The 16658-nt window shown below is 69.4% G+C and carries 16 protein-coding genes; 10 read left to right on the top strand and 6 right to left on the bottom strand.

Going from position 1 to position 16658, the window contains the following annotated elements:
* Window positions 1-94: 94 nt before the first annotated feature.
* Together ACFU5M_RS14380 and ACFU5M_RS14375 are read left to right on the top strand one after the other, a co-directional pair.
* On the top strand, window positions 95-253 hold the full coding sequence (locus ACFU5M_RS14380; RefSeq protein ID WP_169334215.1) for a hypothetical protein: 159 nt from the start codon (window positions 95-97) through the stop codon (window positions 251-253).
* Window positions 250-687: a hypothetical protein gene (locus ACFU5M_RS14375; RefSeq protein ID WP_379048904.1), complete on the top strand. Its 438-nt coding sequence runs from the start codon at window positions 250-252 to the stop codon at window positions 685-687. The genes ACFU5M_RS14380 and ACFU5M_RS14375 overlap by 4 nt, the downstream gene beginning before the upstream one ends.
* A gap of 200 nt (window positions 688-887) precedes the next feature.
* Here ACFU5M_RS14375 and ACFU5M_RS14370 read toward each other — a convergent pair whose 3' ends face one another.
* Window positions 888-2495, bottom strand: coding sequence for a PH domain-containing protein (locus ACFU5M_RS14370; protein WP_379048903.1), 1608 nt, complete (start codon window positions 2493-2495; stop codon window positions 888-890).
* Window positions 2492-2989, bottom strand: a complete 498-nt coding sequence (locus tag ACFU5M_RS14365) for a PH domain-containing protein (RefSeq protein WP_379048902.1) — start codon at window positions 2987-2989, stop codon at window positions 2492-2494. The genes ACFU5M_RS14370 and ACFU5M_RS14365 overlap by 4 nt, the downstream gene beginning before the upstream one ends.
* Window positions 2990-3612: 623 nt before the next feature.
* Here ACFU5M_RS14365 and ACFU5M_RS14360 point away from each other — a divergent pair.
* The 4 genes from ACFU5M_RS14360 (at window position 3613) to pruA (ending at window position 9603) form a co-directional block, all read left to right on the top strand.
* Window positions 3613-6213, top strand: coding sequence for a bifunctional FO biosynthesis protein CofGH (locus tag ACFU5M_RS14360; protein ID WP_379048901.1), 2601 nt, complete (start codon window positions 3613-3615; stop codon window positions 6211-6213).
* A 199-nt stretch (window positions 6214-6412) separates the two neighbouring features.
* A complete protein-coding gene (fdxA, locus tag ACFU5M_RS14355) occupies window positions 6413-6736 on the top strand; it encodes a ferredoxin (RefSeq protein WP_014987978.1) in 324 nt (107 codons plus the stop codon).
* The gene (gene dapC / locus ACFU5M_RS14350) at window positions 6733-7854 is read left to right on the top strand and encodes a succinyldiaminopimelate transaminase (RefSeq protein WP_379048900.1); all 1122 of its coding nucleotides are present in this window, start codon (window positions 6733-6735) and stop codon (window positions 7852-7854) included. Before fdxA ends, dapC begins: the two co-directional genes overlap by 4 nt.
* A 114-nt stretch (window positions 7855-7968) precedes the next feature.
* A complete protein-coding gene (gene pruA / locus ACFU5M_RS14345; protein ID WP_379048899.1) occupies window positions 7969-9603 on the top strand; it encodes an L-glutamate gamma-semialdehyde dehydrogenase in 1635 nt (544 codons plus the stop codon).
* A gap of 8 nt (window positions 9604-9611) precedes the next feature.
* Here the strand turns inward: pruA and ACFU5M_RS14340 are convergent, their stop codons facing one another.
* The gene (locus tag ACFU5M_RS14340) at window positions 9612-10478 is read right to left on the bottom strand and encodes an oxygenase MpaB family protein (RefSeq protein ID WP_379048898.1); all 867 of its coding nucleotides are present in this window, start codon (window positions 10476-10478) and stop codon (window positions 9612-9614) included.
* Window positions 10479-10644: 166 nt separating this feature from the next.
* Between ACFU5M_RS14340 and ACFU5M_RS14335 the strand changes: the two genes are divergently transcribed.
* A complete protein-coding gene (locus ACFU5M_RS14335; protein WP_379048897.1) occupies window positions 10645-11277 on the top strand; it encodes a TetR/AcrR family transcriptional regulator in 633 nt (210 codons plus the stop codon).
* A gap of 5 nt (window positions 11278-11282) precedes the next feature.
* Here ACFU5M_RS14335 and ACFU5M_RS14330 read toward each other — a convergent pair whose 3' ends face one another.
* Both ACFU5M_RS14330 and ACFU5M_RS14325 read right to left on the bottom strand, forming a co-directional pair.
* Complete coding sequence (locus ACFU5M_RS14330; RefSeq protein ID WP_379048896.1) at window positions 11283-12002, bottom strand: hypothetical protein; 720 nt, start codon at window positions 12000-12002, stop codon at window positions 11283-11285.
* Window positions 12003-12107: 105 nt separating this feature from the next.
* On the bottom strand, window positions 12108-12959 hold the full coding sequence (locus ACFU5M_RS14325) for an oxygenase MpaB family protein (RefSeq protein WP_379048895.1): 852 nt from the start codon (window positions 12957-12959) through the stop codon (window positions 12108-12110).
* A 136-nt stretch (window positions 12960-13095) separates the two neighbouring features.
* Here ACFU5M_RS14325 and ACFU5M_RS14320 point away from each other — a divergent pair, with 136 nt between their 5' ends.
* Together ACFU5M_RS14320 and ACFU5M_RS14315 are read left to right on the top strand one after the other, a co-directional pair.
* The gene (locus tag ACFU5M_RS14320; RefSeq protein ID WP_379048894.1) at window positions 13096-14514 is read left to right on the top strand and encodes an acyl-CoA synthetase; all 1419 of its coding nucleotides are present in this window, start codon (window positions 13096-13098) and stop codon (window positions 14512-14514) included.
* Entirely contained in the window at window positions 14511-14648 is a 138-nt protein-coding gene (locus tag ACFU5M_RS14315) for a hypothetical protein (RefSeq protein ID WP_379048893.1), read from the top strand. Before ACFU5M_RS14320 ends, ACFU5M_RS14315 begins: the two co-directional genes overlap by 4 nt.
* Before the next feature lie 130 nt (window positions 14649-14778).
* Here the strand turns inward: ACFU5M_RS14315 and dapD are convergent, their stop codons facing one another.
* A complete protein-coding gene (gene dapD / locus ACFU5M_RS14310; protein ID WP_379048892.1) occupies window positions 14779-15726 on the bottom strand; it encodes a 2,3,4,5-tetrahydropyridine-2,6-dicarboxylate N-succinyltransferase in 948 nt (315 codons plus the stop codon).
* A 264-nt stretch (window positions 15727-15990) separates the two neighbouring features.
* Here dapD and ACFU5M_RS14305 point away from each other — a divergent pair.
* The coding region (locus tag ACFU5M_RS14305; RefSeq protein ID WP_379048891.1) for a M20/M25/M40 family metallo-hydrolase at window positions 15991-16658 on the top strand (668 nt) is incomplete at its 3' end.

Raw genomic sequence — 16658 nt, 5'->3', positions numbered from 1 at the left:
GGGGCGGTCCGGCCAGTCCTCGGTGGTCACCGCGCCGCCTGCCGACCGGGAGAACTGATCATGCACCCGGTATGGCCGGAATAGACTCGCCAGTATGTACAACTGGGAGCTCCAGAACGCGATCGCGGCGTTCGTCGACAGCATGCGGCCGCACTGGCAAGAACAGCACGACCTGTATATGACGGTGCTGTACGCGTTCGCCGACATGCAGAGCCACCTGTTGACCCTCCTCGGCTACCCGCCGGTGCCGTGACGACGACCATCGATGACCACGCAGGCGATCGCGCTCCCGTGGCAATCGGCGCCACCCGCCGACCGGTAGGCGTCGCGGGCCTAGTAATCCTCGTGCTCCTGGTCTTGAACGCTCTGCTCACCTTGGCTCTCGAAGTGTTGTACCTGCCGACCTACTTCGGCTCCATCGCCTTCCCGGCTTCCGCCGTACTGGCGGGGGTGGTGAACGTCCTGCTCGTCGCGGGCGCGCGAACGGTCAGCCGGCGTCCCGCCGTGCAGGGCCTTCCGCTGGTGGCCTGGGCGTTCGGCTTCCTGGTCTGCGCGAGCACCGGGCCGGGCGGTGACATTCTGCTCGGCAGTGATTGGCGCACGGCACTGTTGCTGTTCGGCGGACTGCTGCCGCCGCTGGGGTACATCTATATACAGGCGAACGCGAGCCTCTTCCGTCGTCGCTGAACTCGGCGGTCACGCGAGCCGGTCCGCCGGGGGCGCGATACGGCGTCAGACCCGCCTCCGTCCGGATGCACTGCGATCACCCCCGCCTCCGCCGAGTCTGGGGAGGGGTGGTTCCGCGGGTGCGCCTCGGTCTTGGTCACCATGTCCATTGGACTCCGCCGTCGAATAGCAACTGTCCAGCGAAATGATGCGCGGATGTGTCAGCGCGCGCCCGGCAGCCCCGGTGTGACTGCTCCGATGAGACTCCACGCCTGGTCGGCGGGCAGGTCGACCACCGCGTAGCGCTTCTTGCCCGCCGCGGTGGCCGCGACCACCGTGGCGACTCCCGCACGCCGCTGGAAGAAGGTCCGGCGCACCGTCCAGCCGATCACGCCGGGGGCCTCGAGGCAGTCGCGGTCCCGGTCGAGCGACCCGGACCGGGTGATCAGCCAGGTCGGACTGGTGGCCGTGCGCGGCAGTACCGCGTGCCCGAGGCCGCGGTAGCGGTCCTCCGCGAGTGCGAGCGCGACCGGCAGCGCGAGGCCGGGCACCAGCCACCACCACGGCGAATAGTGCTCTCCCGCAAGGAGAAGGTAGAGCAGTACCGCGGCGGTCGAGACAACCGGCGCGAGCGCGCGGGTATGCCTGCGGCGCCGCGCGGCCGGCCCATGCGCGATCAACGGGGCACTGCCCGGCTCGGGGACGGTGTGCGCGTCCGATGCTCCCGCGCCGGTGGGCCGCGCGTCCGGAAGGAGCGGAAGGTCGTTGTCGTGCACCTCCTCCGGGGCCAGGAGATGGCCGAGGGTGTGTTCGACGGCCTCCCGCGGGGCCTGCGGCAGGATCTTCTGGCGCGGGTTCTCCCCGGTCATGATCGCTTCGAGTTCGGCGCCGCCGGCAAGGCGCAGCAGCAGGGGTTCCTTGACCGTCGCTCCACGCAGCCGGGCCCGGTCGAGCGTGATCTGGCGGGTGGTGAACAGGCCGTGGCGCAGCTGCAAGGTCTTGCCGTCATCGCGCACGCGCAGCCCGAAATAGGTGGTCAGATAATGCGCGCACGCGGCGGCGCTGACCACGAGCACGATGGCGCACAGCAGCGCGCCCGCGGCGAGCGCGAGGACGAGCACGCCGCCGTCCTCCACGTCGTGCACCGCGTCAGAACGGAACACGACCTCGCCGAGCCCGTACTGCAGCGCGAAGCCGACGATCGGCGCGATGATCGCGAACCCGGTCAGCGACAGCGGGGCGTAGCGCACCCACGCCGGACTCCAGTGCCCGATCTCGCGCGCCCGGGTGCGCGGGGCGGCGAAGCCGCCGGATTCTCGCTGCCCCAGCTCTTTCCGGTCCTCCGGTTGCTCCGTCCGGCCCGCGGTATGCGCGAGCAGCGCGGCGCGCAACGGTGGCACGACCCGCGCGGCCAGGGCGTCGAGCTTGAACTGCTCTCCCGAATCGGCCTGCTGGCCGGTGCCGATCGCCAGCACCGCGAGCCCGAGAGCCCGGTGCAGCAGGTCCGCTTCGATGTCCACCGAGCGGATCCGCGACCGCGGCACCGACAGCTTCTTGCGTTCCAGCAGCCCGGTGCGCAGCTCGACGTGCGTCGGCCCGACCCGATATGTCGTGGTGAACCAGCGGGTCAGCGCGAACCCGACGATCAGCGCGATCGGAATGATGCTCCACACGTGGTTGCCGCTGCTGGTCCCGAGGATCACCGAACCGATCAGTACCGGGATGAACTTCACCACCTCGGTGACCGGGTGAACCAGCAGCATCCGCTTGTCCAGCCGCTGCCACGGCTGTTCGGCCTGCGCGGCGTCCGCCTGCGGTTCGCCGGTCATGTCGCGTCCCCGCGGTGCTGGGCGGCGATCCGGGTCAGCCGCGTCACGGTTTCCTCGGCGACCGGGAGATCGAGCGCGCTGATCTGGACCGCCCCCGCGGAGGACGCGGTGGTCACGGTGACCGTCGCCAGTCCGAGCAGGCGCTCGAGCGGCCCGCGTTCGGTGTCGACGGTCTGCACGCGGGAGATCGGCGCTACCCGGCTCTCCTGGGTGAGCCAGCCGACCCGGGTGTAGACCGCCTCGTCGGTGACTTCCCAGCGATGCACGGCGTAGCGCCACCACGGCGCCACCCCGATGTTCAGCGCGGCAGGCACGAGCGCGACCAGGAACAAGCCGAGCTGCCATCCGCGATGCGTGGAGTCGAGCACCGCCCACACCAGCAGCGCCGCGAACGGAATCGCCCAGGCCAGCGTGGCCCGCACAGTCCACAGGAGCTTCGCCTTCGGACTGGGGCGCCAGGCCGGATCGGCCATGATCGTGCGCGGCTGCGACATGCTGCCAATATTTGCACGACCAGGCGTGCGCTGTCGCAGGCAAGCGTCAGCGGCTCACGGCGCCGCCGCCGCGAGGACGGGCGGGTGCGCGCGAGACGGCGGACCTCGCGAGGGTATATGAAAATTGCTGTGCCGCAACTGATTCGGTGTATTTCCGGTCCGCGATAGGAGGTCGGCTCCATGAGTCATCGATGCGGGCTCGGCCGCGGCACAGCCGCGACAGCGGCGATCGTTTTCGGCGCGGCGCCGGCGGTCAACGAGAAGTCGGCGTACGGCCTCGCCTGCCGAAACGACCGGCAGGATACGCATCGGTTGGCCGTTCGGGTGACCTGCTCGCGCCCTCCGGTATCGCCGACCTCAGCGCTGGACAAGGCCGCATCCAACGCCACATCAGGCCACGGCGCACTGGCTGCGCTCGGCACCGCGGAAGTCACCGCATGGGACGGGGCGGCCCGGTGGTGCGCAGTACCCCGGAATAGCCTCGGGCACCCCACAGTTGTCAACGCTCAACGGCGCTCCACGTCCCCGCGTGGGCTCCGTGGCGGGTGGAGCCGTAGCCCAAGGTGGCTCGTCCGCTTCGCCGCAACCAGCACTGGAGGGAGACAGTTCCGGATGTGTAGCGCATGATCGAGGGCGTGACCGACCTACCGAACCCGAGCGTCCCGTCCGCGCCGCCCAGTCCATCGGCCATGCGCCGGGCGCTGCGCAGGGCCCGCGACGGTGTCACGTTGAACGTGGACGAGGCCGCGGTGCTGCTGCACGCGACCGGTGACGACCTCGCCGACCTCTGTCGAAGCGCCGCGCGGGTGCGCGACGCCGGGCTGGCATCGGCCGGGCGTCCCGGGACGATCAGTTATTCCCGCAACGTCTTCATCCCACTGACCCGCCTGTGCCGGGACAAGTGCCACTACTGCACCTTCGTCACGGTGCCGGGCAAGCTGCGCGCCGAGGGCGAGGGCATGTTCCTCGAACCCGACGAGGTGCTCGACATCGCGCGCCGCGGTGCGGCTCTGGGCTGTAAGGAGGCGCTGTTCACGCTGGGTGACCGGCCCGAGGATCGCTGGCCGGAGGCCGCGCAGTGGCTGGACGAACGCGGCTACGACTCCACGCTGGACTACCTGCGCGCCGTGTCGATCCTGGTGCTGGAGGAGACCGGTCTGCTGCCGCACCTCAACCCCGGCGTGATGTCGTGGGAGGAGATCGCGCGGCTCAAGCCGGTAGCGCAGTCCATGGGCATGATGCTGGAGACCACCTCCGCCCGGCTGTTCACCGAGAAGGGCAACTGCCATTACGGCAGTCCGGACAAGGACCCGGCCGTGCGGCTGCGGGCCATCACCGACGCGGGCCGGCTCTCGGTGCCCTACACCACCGGCATCCTGGTCGGCATCGGCGAGACGATGGCGGAGCGAGCCGAGTCGATCATGGCGATCCGCAAGCAGCACAAGGCTTTCGGGCATATCCAGGAAGTCATCATCCAGAACTTCCGCGCCAAGGACGACACTGCGATGCGGGACGTGCCGGACGCGGGCCTGGAGGAGTTCCTCGCCACCATCGCCGTCACCCGCGTCCTGCTCGGGCCCGATGTGCCGGTGCAGGCGCCGCCGAACCTGGTGTCGCACGAGGAGTGCCGAGCGCTGATCGAGGCGGGCATCGATGACTGGGGCGGCGTCTCGCCGGTGACGCCCGACCATGTGAACCCGGAGCGGCCGTGGCCGAACCTCGACACTTTGCGGGAGATCACCGAGGCGGCGGGTTACCAGCTGGTCGAGCGCACCTCCGCGCACCCGAAGTACGTGCGCGCGGGCAACCCGTGGGTCGATCCGCGCATCGGCGCGCACGTCGCGGCGCTCACCGACCCGGCGACGGGGCTGGCGAAGCCGGACGCGATCCCGGTCGGGCTGCCCTGGCAGGAACCCGAGGAGTCGTGGGAATCGGCCGGGCGCGTCGACCTCAACACCGCCATCGACACCGAGGGCCGCAACACCGAGGCCCGCAGCGACGCGGCGCTCGGGCAGGACCTCGTCGGCGCCTTCGGCGACTGGGAAACCATCCGTGAACAGGCGCGCGATCTCGCCGTCACGACGCCGCAGCGGCTGGACGCCGACGTACTCGCCGCACTGCGTGCCGCCGAGCGCGATCCGGCCGGGCTCAGCGATGCCGAGTATCTCGCGCTGGCCACGGCGGACGGCGCCGAGCTGGACGCGGTCGCCGCGCTGGCCGATCAGCTGCGCCGCGACACCGTCGGCGACGACGTCACCTACGTGGTGAACCGGAACATCAACTTCACCAACATCTGTTACACCGGCTGCCGGTTCTGCGCGTTCGCCCAGCGCAAGGGGGACGCGGACGCCTTCACGCTGAGCACCGACGAGGTCGCCGACCGGGCTTGGGAGGCGCATGTCGACGGCGCCACCGAGGTGTGCATGCAGGGCGGCATCGACCCAGACCTGCCGGTCACCGGGTACGCCGACCTGGTACGGGCGGTCAAGCAGCGGGTGCCGTCGCTGCATGTGCACGCGTTCAGCCCGATGGAGATCGTGAACGGCGCGTCGCGTGGTGGTCAGAGCATCCGGGACTGGCTGGCCGCATTGAAGGAGGCGGGCCTGGACACCATTCCGGGGACCGCCGCGGAGATCCTGGACGACGAGGTGCGCTGGGTGCTCACCAAGGGCAAACTGCCCACCTCGGCGTGGATCGAGGTGATCACCACGGCCCACCAGCTGGGCATCCGGTCCAGCTCGACCATGATGTACGGCCACGTGGACAATCCGAAGCACTGGGTCGGACACCTGCGCGTACTGCGCGGTATCCAGGACGAGACCGGCGGTTTCACCGAATTCGTGCTGCTGCCGTTCGTGCACCAGAGCGCGCCGCTGTATCTCGCCGGCGCCGCGCGGCCGGGGCCGACCAACCGGGACAACCGCGCCGCGCACGCGCTGGCCAGGATCATGCTGCACGGCCGGATCAGGAACATCCAGACCAGCTGGGTCAAGCTCGGCACCACCGGCACCCGGGTGATGCTCGACAGCGGCGCCAACGATCTCGGCGGCACGTTGATGGAGGAGACCATCTCCCGGATGGCGGGCTCGCAGCACGGCTCGGCGAAGACCGTCGCCGAACTGGTGGAGATCGCCGCGGGCATCGGACGACCGGCCCGGGAGCGGACGACCACCTACGGTGTTCCGCAACACAAGGTGGCGGCATTGCCGTTGACGGTGGGGTGAACGCCCAGGGCTCGACCGGCACCCGACGCAGGACCTGAACGCAAATCCCGTGCCACCCGACCGGTATGGCCTGAAGGCTCGGAAAGGCGGAACAGGCCAGCTGAAGTTAGGGCAGGCTGACCAGTAGTAACGTGGGGTGCCGGGATAGGGTTTCGTCGGCGGACTATCCCGCAGGCGAGGACAGACTAGGAGAGCGGCAGTGCCGTACATCATCGCTGAACCGTGCGTTGACGTGAAGGACAAGGCATGCATCGAGGAATGCCCCGTGGACTGCATCTACGAGGGTGGCCGCATGCTGTACATCCATCCCGACGAGTGCGTGGACTGTGGTGCATGTGAGCCGGTGTGCCCGGTGGAGGCGATCTTCTACGAAGACGACACCCCGGACCAGTGGAGCGGATACGTGAACGCCAACGTCGATTTCTTCGACGAGTTGGGCTCGCCCGGCGGCGCCACCAAGGTCGGCAAGGTCGACTACGACCCGCCGTTCATCAAGGAACTGCCCCCGATGGCGAGTGAGTGAGACCTGACGTGTCACCGCGCGGCCGGGTCAGCGACCTGCTACCCGATTTTCCCTGGGACACCATCGCTTCGGTGAAGGTGCGGGCGGCCGCCCATCCCGGCGGGATCGTCGACCTGTCGGTCGGCACTCCGGTCGACCCGGTCGACCCGCTGATCCGGACCGCGCTGAACTCCGTCGCCGCCGTGCCCGGCTACCCGACCACGCACGGCACCCCCGAACTCCGCGCGGCCGCGGTCGACGCGCTGAAGCGGCGCTACGGGATCACCGGACTCGAGCCCGCCGCCGTGCTGCCCGCCATCGGCACCAAAGAGCTGATCGCGGGCCTGCCCCGGCTGCTCGGGCTCGGTCCGGGCGACCTGGTCGTCATCCCCGAGGTCGCCTATCCGACCTACGAGGTGGGCGCGTTGCTGGCGGGCGCGCAGGTGCTGCGCGCCGACGGTCTGACCCGGCTCGGTCCACAGACGCCCGCGCTGATCTACGTGAACTCGCCGTCCAATCCGACCGGCCGGGTACTCGGCGTCGAGCATCTGCGCAAGGTGGTCGCCTTCGCTCGGGAGCGCGGCGCGATCGTCGCATCCGACGAGTGCTACCTGGGGTTGACGTGGGAGGGCCGCGCCCTCTCCCTGCTCGACCCGGAGGTGTGCGACGGCGACCACACAAACCTGCTGGCCGTGCATTCGCTGTCGAAGACTTCCAATCTGGCCAGCTATCGCGCCGGATTCGTGGCGGGCGACCCGGCGCTGGTCGCCGAACTGCTCGAAGTGCGCAAGCACGCCGGCATGATGGTGCCGTTCCCGATCCAGGCCGCGATGACGGCCGCGCTCGGCGACGACGCGCACGAGGCGCGCCAGCGCGAGCGATACCGCGCCCGTCGTGACGTGTTGCGAAAAGCGCTGGAATCAGCGGGTTTCCGGATCGATCACTCGGAGGCGGGCCTGTATCTGTGGTCCACGCGCGGTGAGCCGTGCCGGACCACCTTGGACTGGCTCGCGGACCGCGGCATCCTCGCCGCGCCGGGCGACTTCTACGGCCCCGGCGCGAGCGAGCACGTGCGGCTCGCGCTGACCGCGACCGATGAGCGGATCGCCGCGGCGGCCGATCGCCTGGCCGCGGGCTGACGTCCGCGCGCTTTCTCCCGCTCCGCGCGAGCGCGGCAATCGCTGCTCTGATCCGGGGGTCATCCCGGTGTGTCGGCGTCCACGCCCACCAGGTCGGGCGAGCTAGCCTGAGGTATGGACGCTGTCACGGTTGTCCCCACGCCCGCCAACGAGCCGGTGCACTCCTACGCGCCCGGAAGTCCCGAACGCGAGCTGTTGCTTGGCAAACTCGCCGAGTTGTCTGCCGCGCCCGTCGAGGTGCCCCTGGTGATCGGCGGCAAGCACCGCCCCGGCATCGGTGAACGGCACGACATCGTCGCGCCGCACCGGCACCGGCACGTACTGGGGACCTACACCGACATCACCCAATCGGAAGCGCACGCAGCGATCGACGCCGCGATGGCCGCCGCGCCGGGGTGGCGGGCCCTGCCCTTCGAGGAGCGCGCCGCGGTGCTGTTGCGCGCCGCGGATCTGCTGGCCGGGCCGTGGCGGGAGACGCTCGCGGCGGCCACCATGCTCGGGCAGTCCAAATCGGCCCAGCAGGCCGAAATCGACGCCCCGTGCGAGCTGGTCGACTTCTGGCGGTTCAACGTCGCGTTCGCGCGAGAGATCCTGGCGCAACAGCCCGAATCCAGCGCCGGGGTGTGGAACCGAATGGACTATCGGCCGCTGGAAGGGTTCGTCTACGCCATCACGCCGTTCAACTTCACCGCGATCGCCGGGAATCTGCCGACCGCGCCCGCGCTGATGGGCAACACGGTGGTGTGGAAGCCTTCGCCGACGCAGACGTTGTCGGCTTTCCACACCATGCGGCTGCTGGAGGCGGCGGGCCTGCCCCCCGGCGTGATCAACCTGGTCACCGGCAACGGGGTGCAGCTGTCGGAGGTGGCGCTGGCCGATCCGCGGCTCGCGGGGATCCATTTCACCGGTTCCACCAAGACATTCCAGTATCTGTGGCAGCAGGTAGGCGCGAATATCGGTCGCTATCGCGGCTATCCGCGCCTGGTGGGGGAGACGGGTGGCAAGGACTTCATCGTCGCGCACTCCTCGGCCGACCCGGACGCGTTGCGCACGGCCCTGATTCGCGGAGCCTACGAGTATCAGGGCCAGAAGTGCTCGGCGGCCTCGCGCGCCTACATCGCGCGGTCGGTCTGGCGCGCGATGGGCGAGGAGTTCCTGCACGAAACCGGTGAGCTGAGCTACGGCGACGTCACGGATCTGTCGAATTTCGGTGGGGCGTTGATCGATCGGCGCGCCTACGACAAGAACGTGGCGGCCATCCGGCGTGCCGAGGAGGCGGGCGTCACCATCCCGGTCGGCGGAACCTACGACGACAGCGAAGGCTGGTTCGTCCGGCCCACCGTCTTCCTGGCGGACAACCCGCGCGACGAATCGTTCGCCACCGAGTACTTCGGACCGATCCTGTCGGTCTACGTCTACGACGACGCCGAACCCGGCGCCTACAGCGCGATACTCGCCGAAGTGGAGTCGGCGGCGCCCTACGCGCTCACCGGCGCGGTGTTCGCGCAGGACCGGTACGCGATCGAACAGGCCGGCGCCGCCCTACGATTCGCGGCGGGCAACTTCTACGTCAACGACAAGCCCACGGGCGCGGTGGTGGGCCAGCAGCCGTTCGGCGGGGCGCGCGCCTCCGGCACCGACGACAAGGCGGGCTCGCCGTTGAATCTGCTGCGCTGGGTCGCGCCACGGACGGTCAAGGAGACCTTCGTGCCGCCCGTAGTTCACCGCTACCCGCACATGGGGAGCTGAGCCGCGCGCTACACCAGCGGCTTTCTTTGTCGCAGCCGTCTGCGCAGGTCGTAGTGGTAGGCGTTGAGCGGGAACATTCGTGCGAATTTCGGCAGTCGCCGGTGCACGGCCCCGATGGCGCGCAGCAGCCGGTCCAGGCGACGCTGGTCGCGGTCGGTCCAGGTCATGCCCATCTCGTTGCGCAGGTGCTGCGGGAGCAGGCCGGTGACGACGAAGCGTTGCAGCCCGGCGAAGAGCACCTGCATCGGTCGCGGCATCATCTTCAGGTCGATCAGGCCGTTGAAGTAGTCCCGCAGCTCGGGCTCGATGCCGTGCTGCTTCAGGTTCTCGTCCCAGTACCGCTGGAACTCCGCGCGATTCGCCGGCCACATCTCCGGGCGCATCTGCAAGGTGGTGCCCAGGCGTGCGGAGTAGTTGTAGAAGGCGTCGGCGGTGGCGGCGTCCATCGGGCCGTGCATCCGGGTGTAGAGGTCATCGATGCCCCAGTACAGGCAGGCCGCGACCCATAATTGCAGCTTCGGGTCGAAAGCGTTGTACTTCACCGGGCTCGCGGCGGTGGAGCGCACCGACCGGTGCGAGACGTTGACGGCCTCGCGGTAAGCCTCGCGCTCGGCATCCGACCCGAGCAGCGCGACGGCGATATAGGTCAGCGTGGTGCGTAGCCGCTTGATCGGATGCAGGGTGACTTTGCCGCTGTCGACGGTGCTCTCCAGGACGCCGCGACCGACGGGGCGCAAGCTCAGCTGCATGATGACGTTGGCTGCGCCGCCGAGAAAGGCGGCGATGCCGTCCACGTACTCTTCGACCGTCTCCGGCGTGAGGGGTGTCTGGCTCGGGTCCGGCTCGGGCTCGGCAGTGCGCAGTGGCGCGGTCATCGTCGACCTCGTCTTTCATGTCGGCCCGATGCAAAGAATCGGTCGATGAGAAGATTATGCCCTAACGTTCTCATCGACTCGCGGCGCTGTCAATCACCCGAACCTGAGGTGACGGTATGCGATGCTGAAAGTGTCATCGTTTCGCCATCGCGGATAGGGTTGAGGTATGGCCAGGCTGACCAGGCTGCTGCCGCTGGTGCGCAGCGCTGCCCCCGAGGATCGCAACCAGGCGCGAGTGCTGGATGCGGCGCTGCTGGCGTTCCTCGACTTCGGTATCAAGCGGACCAGCATGGTCGAAGTCGCGCGCCGCGGCGGATTGTCGCTGGCCACGCTGTATCGCCGCTTCGCGAGTAAGACCGATCTGATCAGGGCCGTCGGGCTGCGGCAGACGCGCGATTTCATCGAGGAGGTCGACGCCGCGCTCCAGCGCCAGGTGGACCGGAACGCGAGCGCGGAAGAGCAGATCGTCGAATTGTTCGCCGCGTTCATCAACGGATTGCGCGGAAATCAGCTGATCCACCGGCTGCTGGCCACCGAGCCCGAATTGGTGCTGCCGTATCTCACCACCCAGGGCGCGCCGGTCATCGAGCTGGGCCGGGACTATTTGGCCGAGTTCATCACGCGCTTGCAGCGCGAAGGCAAGCTGCCCGAATATGACCCGGAGCCGTTGGCCGAGATGATCGCTCGCACCGCGCTGTCGCTGGCGCTGACGCCGCAGACCGTCATCCCGCTCGGTGACGACGCGTCGATCCGGCAGTTCGCGCGCGACCACGTGGTGGTGTCGTTCCGGGTGCGCTGACCGGTTCAGCGGTGCCGCGGGGCTCCGGTGATCATCGCCCCGAGCGCGGCCACGACGTCCGCGGTCTGCTCGGCCGCGGTGCCGCGAGTGTGCGCGGTCACCGCGAAACCGGGGCCGTAGGAGGCCGAGGCGACCTCCGGCTCGCCGAAATCCGACCAGCCCCACTTGGTGCCGAGCACGAAGGGCCACCGCGCGGTACCCCAATCCTGTTCGGTGCCGTCTCGAGCCGTCGATCCGGCCGCCGCCATCCACTCGAAGATCGGTGATCCGGGATCGGTGCGCAGTTTGGCGGCGAGGAAGTCGGACACGTCGGCGGCGCTGGTCGCACCCGCGCCCCAATCGGGGCCGGGTGCCGTCTCGGCGAGCCCGTATTCGGCGGCGATGGCGGCGATGGCTTGGGGATACTTGGCCTCCATCACGCTCGCCGCCCCGTCATCGGAATAGCGAATCATTTGCTCTCGGAGGAACCTGTCCTCGGCCGAGCCGTCGCCGTGGCGTAGGGCGTAGTCGGCCAGGAAAAGTTTGGACAGCGACAGGCTCGAGCGTGGCTCGTGTTCGTTCGCCGTGCCCCAGCCGATGCCGACCGTGGTGCGCACGGAGATCGCTGTGCGTGGCGGCACTGCGGCTACGTCGGTTTCCGCGGTCTCGTCGGCGCGGGCGACCGGGGCGGACAGGGCCAGGAGCGCGCCTGCGACGAACGCGGTCAGGGTCAATCGGTAGCCCATTTCTCCTCCTGGCTCGCGGCATCGAACCGTCTGTCGGACGGCGCGATCGGGTCTACGAGAAGCGATTGCCCAGTGATTGCTCTACAAAACGGGGCCTGTCGCCGGTCAGACCAGGCGCAGGCCGAGCCGACGCCGGACGCGCATATCGAGGAGATAGGCGTTCAACGGAAACGCACGGATCGGTCGCGGAAGGTGGGACTGTGTGGCCCCGACCGTGCGCAGGATGTGGCCGAGTGCGCGCTCGTCGCGGTCGGTCCAGGTCATGCCCATCTCGTCGCGTAGGTGCTGGGGCAGCAGCCCGGTCACGAAGAAGCGGTGCAGTCGCCCGAGCGCCAGCTGCGCCGGTCTCGGCAGCATCCGCAGATCGATGAGGTCGTCGAAATAGGCCCGGACGACCGGGTCGATGCTGGTTTTCGCGAGATTCGTGGCCCAATACTCCTCGAAGGCCCGACGGTCGGCGGGCCACATCGATTCGGGCATCTGCAGGGTGGTGCCGAGCCGGGCGGCCAGGTGGTAGAACGCATCGGCCGCCGCCTCGTCCATCGGGCCGTGCATGCGCTCGTACAGATCCCGCGCTCCCCAATGCAGGCATGCCGCGACCCAGAGTTGCAGCGCGGGGTCGAAAGCGTTGTAGCGCACCGGGCTCGACGCGGTCGAGTGGACCGGGCGGTGGGAGACGTCGACCGCCTCGCGGTAGGCGACGCGTTCCTCGTCGGTGCCGAGCATCGCGACGGAGAGATAGGTCAGGGTGGTGCGCAGCCGTTTGATCGGATGCAGCATCACATTGCCACTGTGCACCGTGCTCTCCAGCACGCCGTAGCCGACCGGCGGAGTGCTCAGCTGCATGATGACGTTCGCGACGCCGCCGAACAGCCCGGCTACGCCGTCGATGTACTGCCCGATGTCGAAGGAGTCCGGCGATTCGGGGGAACGCGTCGCGGGAAGTGGCCTGGTCATCATCGACCTCGCAGTGCTGAGAAAGCTATGCAACAACGTTCTCACCACGTCAGCAAGGGTGTCAACCGTCACATGCGGGCCTGGCCGCGGTGGACGCCGCGACGACGCCGCGGACCAGGCGAAGTAGCGTGGTCGAATGTCGTACGGTCCGCCGCTGCTGCTCAGTTCGCTGAACCCGCTCGCCGTCGCAGGTGGAGCGGACATCCCCGATGCCGTCACCATCGACGGGACCACGCTCTCCCGCAGTGACCTGCTGGGGGCGGCCACTTCGGTGGCCGAACGCGTCGCGCGCGCGCAGCGGGTGGCGGTGCTGGCCGGCCCGACCGTGGAGACCGTGCTCGCGGTGGTCGGTTGCCTCATCGCGGGCGTCACCGTGGTGCCGGTGCCGCCGGATTCCGGAACGGCGGAGCGGGCGCACATCCTGGCCGATTCGGGCGCTCAGGCGTGGCTCGGGAAAGCGCCGCAGGATGCGGAACTGCCCGTGCTGCCGGTGCGGCGGCATGCCAGGTCGTGGCACACCTACCCCGAACCCGACCCGGCCGCCACGGCATTCGTGCTGTACACCTCCGGAACCACCGGACTGCCCAAGGGCGTGATGCTCAGCCGGGGCGCGATCGCCGCCGGTCTGGACGCCCTCGCCGACGCATGGGCCTGGACCGCGAGCGACACTCTGGTGCACGGGCTTCCGCTGTTCCACGTGCACGGGCTGATCCTCGGCCTGCTCGGCCCGCTGCGGGTGGGCAGTCCGCTGATCCACACCGGCAAGCCGACGCCGCAGGCGTACGCGGCGGCCGAAGGGTCACTGTACTTCGGCGTGCCGACCGTATGGTCGCGGGTGGTCGATGACCCCGACTCGGCGAAGCGATTGACCGACGCGCGGTTGCTGGTCTCCGGGAGCGCGCCGCTGCCCGTGCCGGTGTTCGAGCGACTGCGCGAGCTGACCGGGCACGCGCCGGTGGAGCGCTACGGCATGAGCGAGACCATGATCACGCTGTCCACCCGGGCCGACGGCGAGCGCAGGCCGGGCTGGGTCGGTACGCCGGTGCGCGGCGTGCGCACCCGGCTGCGGGACGAGTCCGGCGCACCGGTCCCGCACGACGGCGAGAGCATCGGCGGCCTCGAGGTCTGCGGGCCCATGTTCTTCGACGGTTACCTGAACCGCCCGGAGGCGACCGCCCAGAGCTGGACCGAGGACGGATGGTTCCGGACCGGTGACGTCGCCGCCATCGATGCGGAGGGCTTCCACCGCATCGTCGGCCGGGAATCGGTGGACCTGATCAAATCCGGCGGCTACCGGGTCGGCGCGGGCGAGGTGGAGACGGTGCTGCTCGGTCATCCGGCGGTCGCGGAAGCCGCGGTGGTCGGCCTGCCCGATGTCGACCTCGGCCAGCGCATCACCGCCTTCGTCGTCCTGCGCGACGCTGCGACCGAACGCGAACTGATCGACCATGTGGCCGGAGAACTCTCGGTGCACAAGCGTCCGCGCGAGGTCAGGGTGGTCGACGCGCTGCCACGCAACGCGATGGGCAAGGTGCAGAAGAAGAAGCTGGGTTGACCAGGGTCCGCTGCCTCGAAATCCGCGGCACCGCCGAAGCCCTCACCGACGTCGACCCGTACATCTCCGGCGTCTCCCGCGAGATGATCCGCATCCGTCCCCGACGGGTCATCGCCTTCGGCCTCTCCGGCTAGAACCCGCTCGCACCTGATTCACCCGGCCCGCACGAACCGGGGAGGATCGGAATCGGCAGAGGCGGTCTCGACGAGAACCGCACCTGAGGGCCATGTGTTCCAGCGACGGACGACTGTTCGGTCTTCGTGGCTAGTCGTTGGCGTGGAGGTCGGCGTTGAGTTCGATGCCGGTGCCTTTGCGGGGGACCACCTCGACCGCGCCGGTGGTGGAATTGCGGCGGAACAGGAGGTTGTCGCGGCCGGCCAGGTCGGCCGCCTTGACCAGGGTGCCGTCGGGGGTGGTGACCTTGGTGCCCGCGGTCAGGTAGAGGCCCGCTTCCACTACGCAGTCGTTGCCGAGCGGGATGCCGAGGCCGGAGTTCGCGCCGAGCAGCGAGCGCTCGCCGATGGAGATGACCTTGGTACCGCCGCCGGACAGGGTGCCCATGGTGGACGCGCCGCCGCCGATGTCGGAGCCGTCGCCGACCACCACGCCCGCGGAGATTCGGCCCTCGATCATGGACGCGCCGAGGGTGCCCGCGTTGAAGTTCACGAAGCCTTCGTGCATGACGGTGGTGCCGGAGGCCAGGTGCGCGCCGAGACGGACCCGGTCGGCGTCGCCGATGCGGACGCCGGAGGGCAGCACGTAGTCGACCATGCGCGGGAACTTGTCCACGCTGTACACCGTGACCGGGCCGCGGGCGCGCAGCTTGGCGCGGGTGGCCTCGAAGCCCTCGACGGCGGCTGGGCCGTGGTTGGTCCAGACCACGTTGGTCAGCAGGCCGAACTGGCCGTCCAGGCTCACCTCGTGCGGCTTGACCAGGCGGTGCGAGAGCAGGTGCAGGCGCAGGTAGACGTCGTGTGCGTCGACCGGGGCGGCGGACAGGTCGGCGATCGTGGTCTGCACCGCGATCACGTCGACCCCGCGCGCGTCGTCGAAGCCCAGCAGCGCCGTGTACTCGGCGGGCGCCTCGTCCAGCCGCTTGGTGCCGGTCTCGGCGAACTCGCCCAGCTGCGGGTTCGGGTACCACGTGTCCAGTACGGTCCCGTCCGCGGTCACATTGGCGATACCGACTGCTGTTGCTCCCTCGATGCTCACGGCCTAGAGGTTACCGACCCGCGCCGGACAGCGGTGCGGCTGCTCCGGCGACCGCGACCCCCCGGCTTGCCACGCGACACCACCGCCCCCGATCCAGGACGGCGACTTCTGGCCGATCCTGCGGCACGTGCGCGATTTCGGGATCCACGCGCCTTCCCCGAGCGGAGCGGCATCCGGGCGGTGACCGGTCCAGGACGAGACAACCGTGATCGGAGGGAAGTGGCGTGCGGGCCGTGACGGGTGAGCGGTCGTAGGGTGAAGCGCGTGACCATCGACCTGCATGCCGACCCGATCGCACTGACCGCCGCACTCGTCGACATCCCGAGCGTCTCGCGCGACGAGGCGGCCATCACCGACGTGGTGGAGCGAGCGCTGCGGGAGCAGACGACGGGGTTCGAGATCCTCCGGCACGGGAACGTGGTGCTGGCGCGCACCCAGCGCGGGCTGCCGACCCGGGTGATCCTGGCCGGGCATCTGGACACCGTGCCGATCGCCGACAACGTGCCCGGCCGGTTCGAGGTCGGCCCGGCGGGTGAGCGAGTCCTCTTCGGCTGCGGCTCGGTGGACATGAAATCCGGCGACGCGGTCTTCCTGCACTTGGCCGCGACCGTCGCCGACCCGGTGCACGATCTGACCCTGATCTTCTACGACGGCGAGGAGATCGCCGCCGAGTTCAACGGGCTCGGTCACATCGAGCGCGATCTGCCCGACTGGCTCACCGGCGATCTCGCCGTACTGGGCGAACCGTCCGGCGGCTGGATCGAGGCCGGTTGCCAGGGCGCGTTGCGCGCTCGGCTGCGCACCTCCGGCGTGCGCGCCCACTCGGCGCGGGCGTGGCTGGGCGACAACGCGATTCATCGGCTGGCCCCGATACTGCAGCGGCTGGCCGACTACCGCGCCCGAGAGGTGGACATCGACGGCTGCGTCTATCG

Source organism: Nocardia sp. NPDC057455, assembly GCF_042802775.1.
Classification (GTDB): domain Bacteria; phylum Actinomycetota; class Actinomycetes; order Mycobacteriales; family Mycobacteriaceae; genus Nocardia.
The sequence above is the reverse complement of the archived record's forward strand: the minus strand, read 5'-3'. Positions and strand labels throughout refer to the sequence as shown.

Excerpts from the sequence above, each read along its gene's own strand:
- ACFU5M_RS14370 (WP_379048903.1), bottom strand. The coding sequence starts at position 2,495 with ATGACCGGCGAACCGCAGGCGGACGCCGCGCAGGCCGAACAGCCGTGG.
- ACFU5M_RS14360 (WP_379048901.1), top strand. The coding sequence starts at position 3,613 with ATGATCGAGGGCGTGACCGACCTACCGAACCCGAGCGTCCCGTCCGCG.
- ACFU5M_RS14325 (WP_379048895.1), bottom strand. The coding sequence starts at position 12,959 with ATGACCAGGCCACTTCCCGCGACGCGTTCCCCCGAATCGCCGGACTCC.
- pruA (WP_379048899.1), top strand. The coding sequence starts at position 7,969 with ATGGACGCTGTCACGGTTGTCCCCACGCCCGCCAACGAGCCGGTGCAC.
- ACFU5M_RS14330 (WP_379048896.1), bottom strand. The coding sequence starts at position 12,002 with ATGGGCTACCGATTGACCCTGACCGCGTTCGTCGCAGGCGCGCTCCTG.
- ACFU5M_RS14365 (WP_379048902.1), bottom strand. The coding sequence starts at position 2,989 with ATGTCGCAGCCGCGCACGATCATGGCCGATCCGGCCTGGCGCCCCAGT.
- ACFU5M_RS14335 (WP_379048897.1), top strand. The coding sequence starts at position 10,645 with ATGGCCAGGCTGACCAGGCTGCTGCCGCTGGTGCGCAGCGCTGCCCCC.
- ACFU5M_RS14320 (WP_379048894.1), top strand. The coding sequence starts at position 13,096 with ATGTCGTACGGTCCGCCGCTGCTGCTCAGTTCGCTGAACCCGCTCGCC.
- ACFU5M_RS14340 (WP_379048898.1), bottom strand. The coding sequence starts at position 10,478 with ATGACCGCGCCACTGCGCACTGCCGAGCCCGAGCCGGACCCGAGCCAG.
- ACFU5M_RS14380 (WP_169334215.1), top strand. The coding sequence starts at position 95 with ATGTACAACTGGGAGCTCCAGAACGCGATCGCGGCGTTCGTCGACAGC.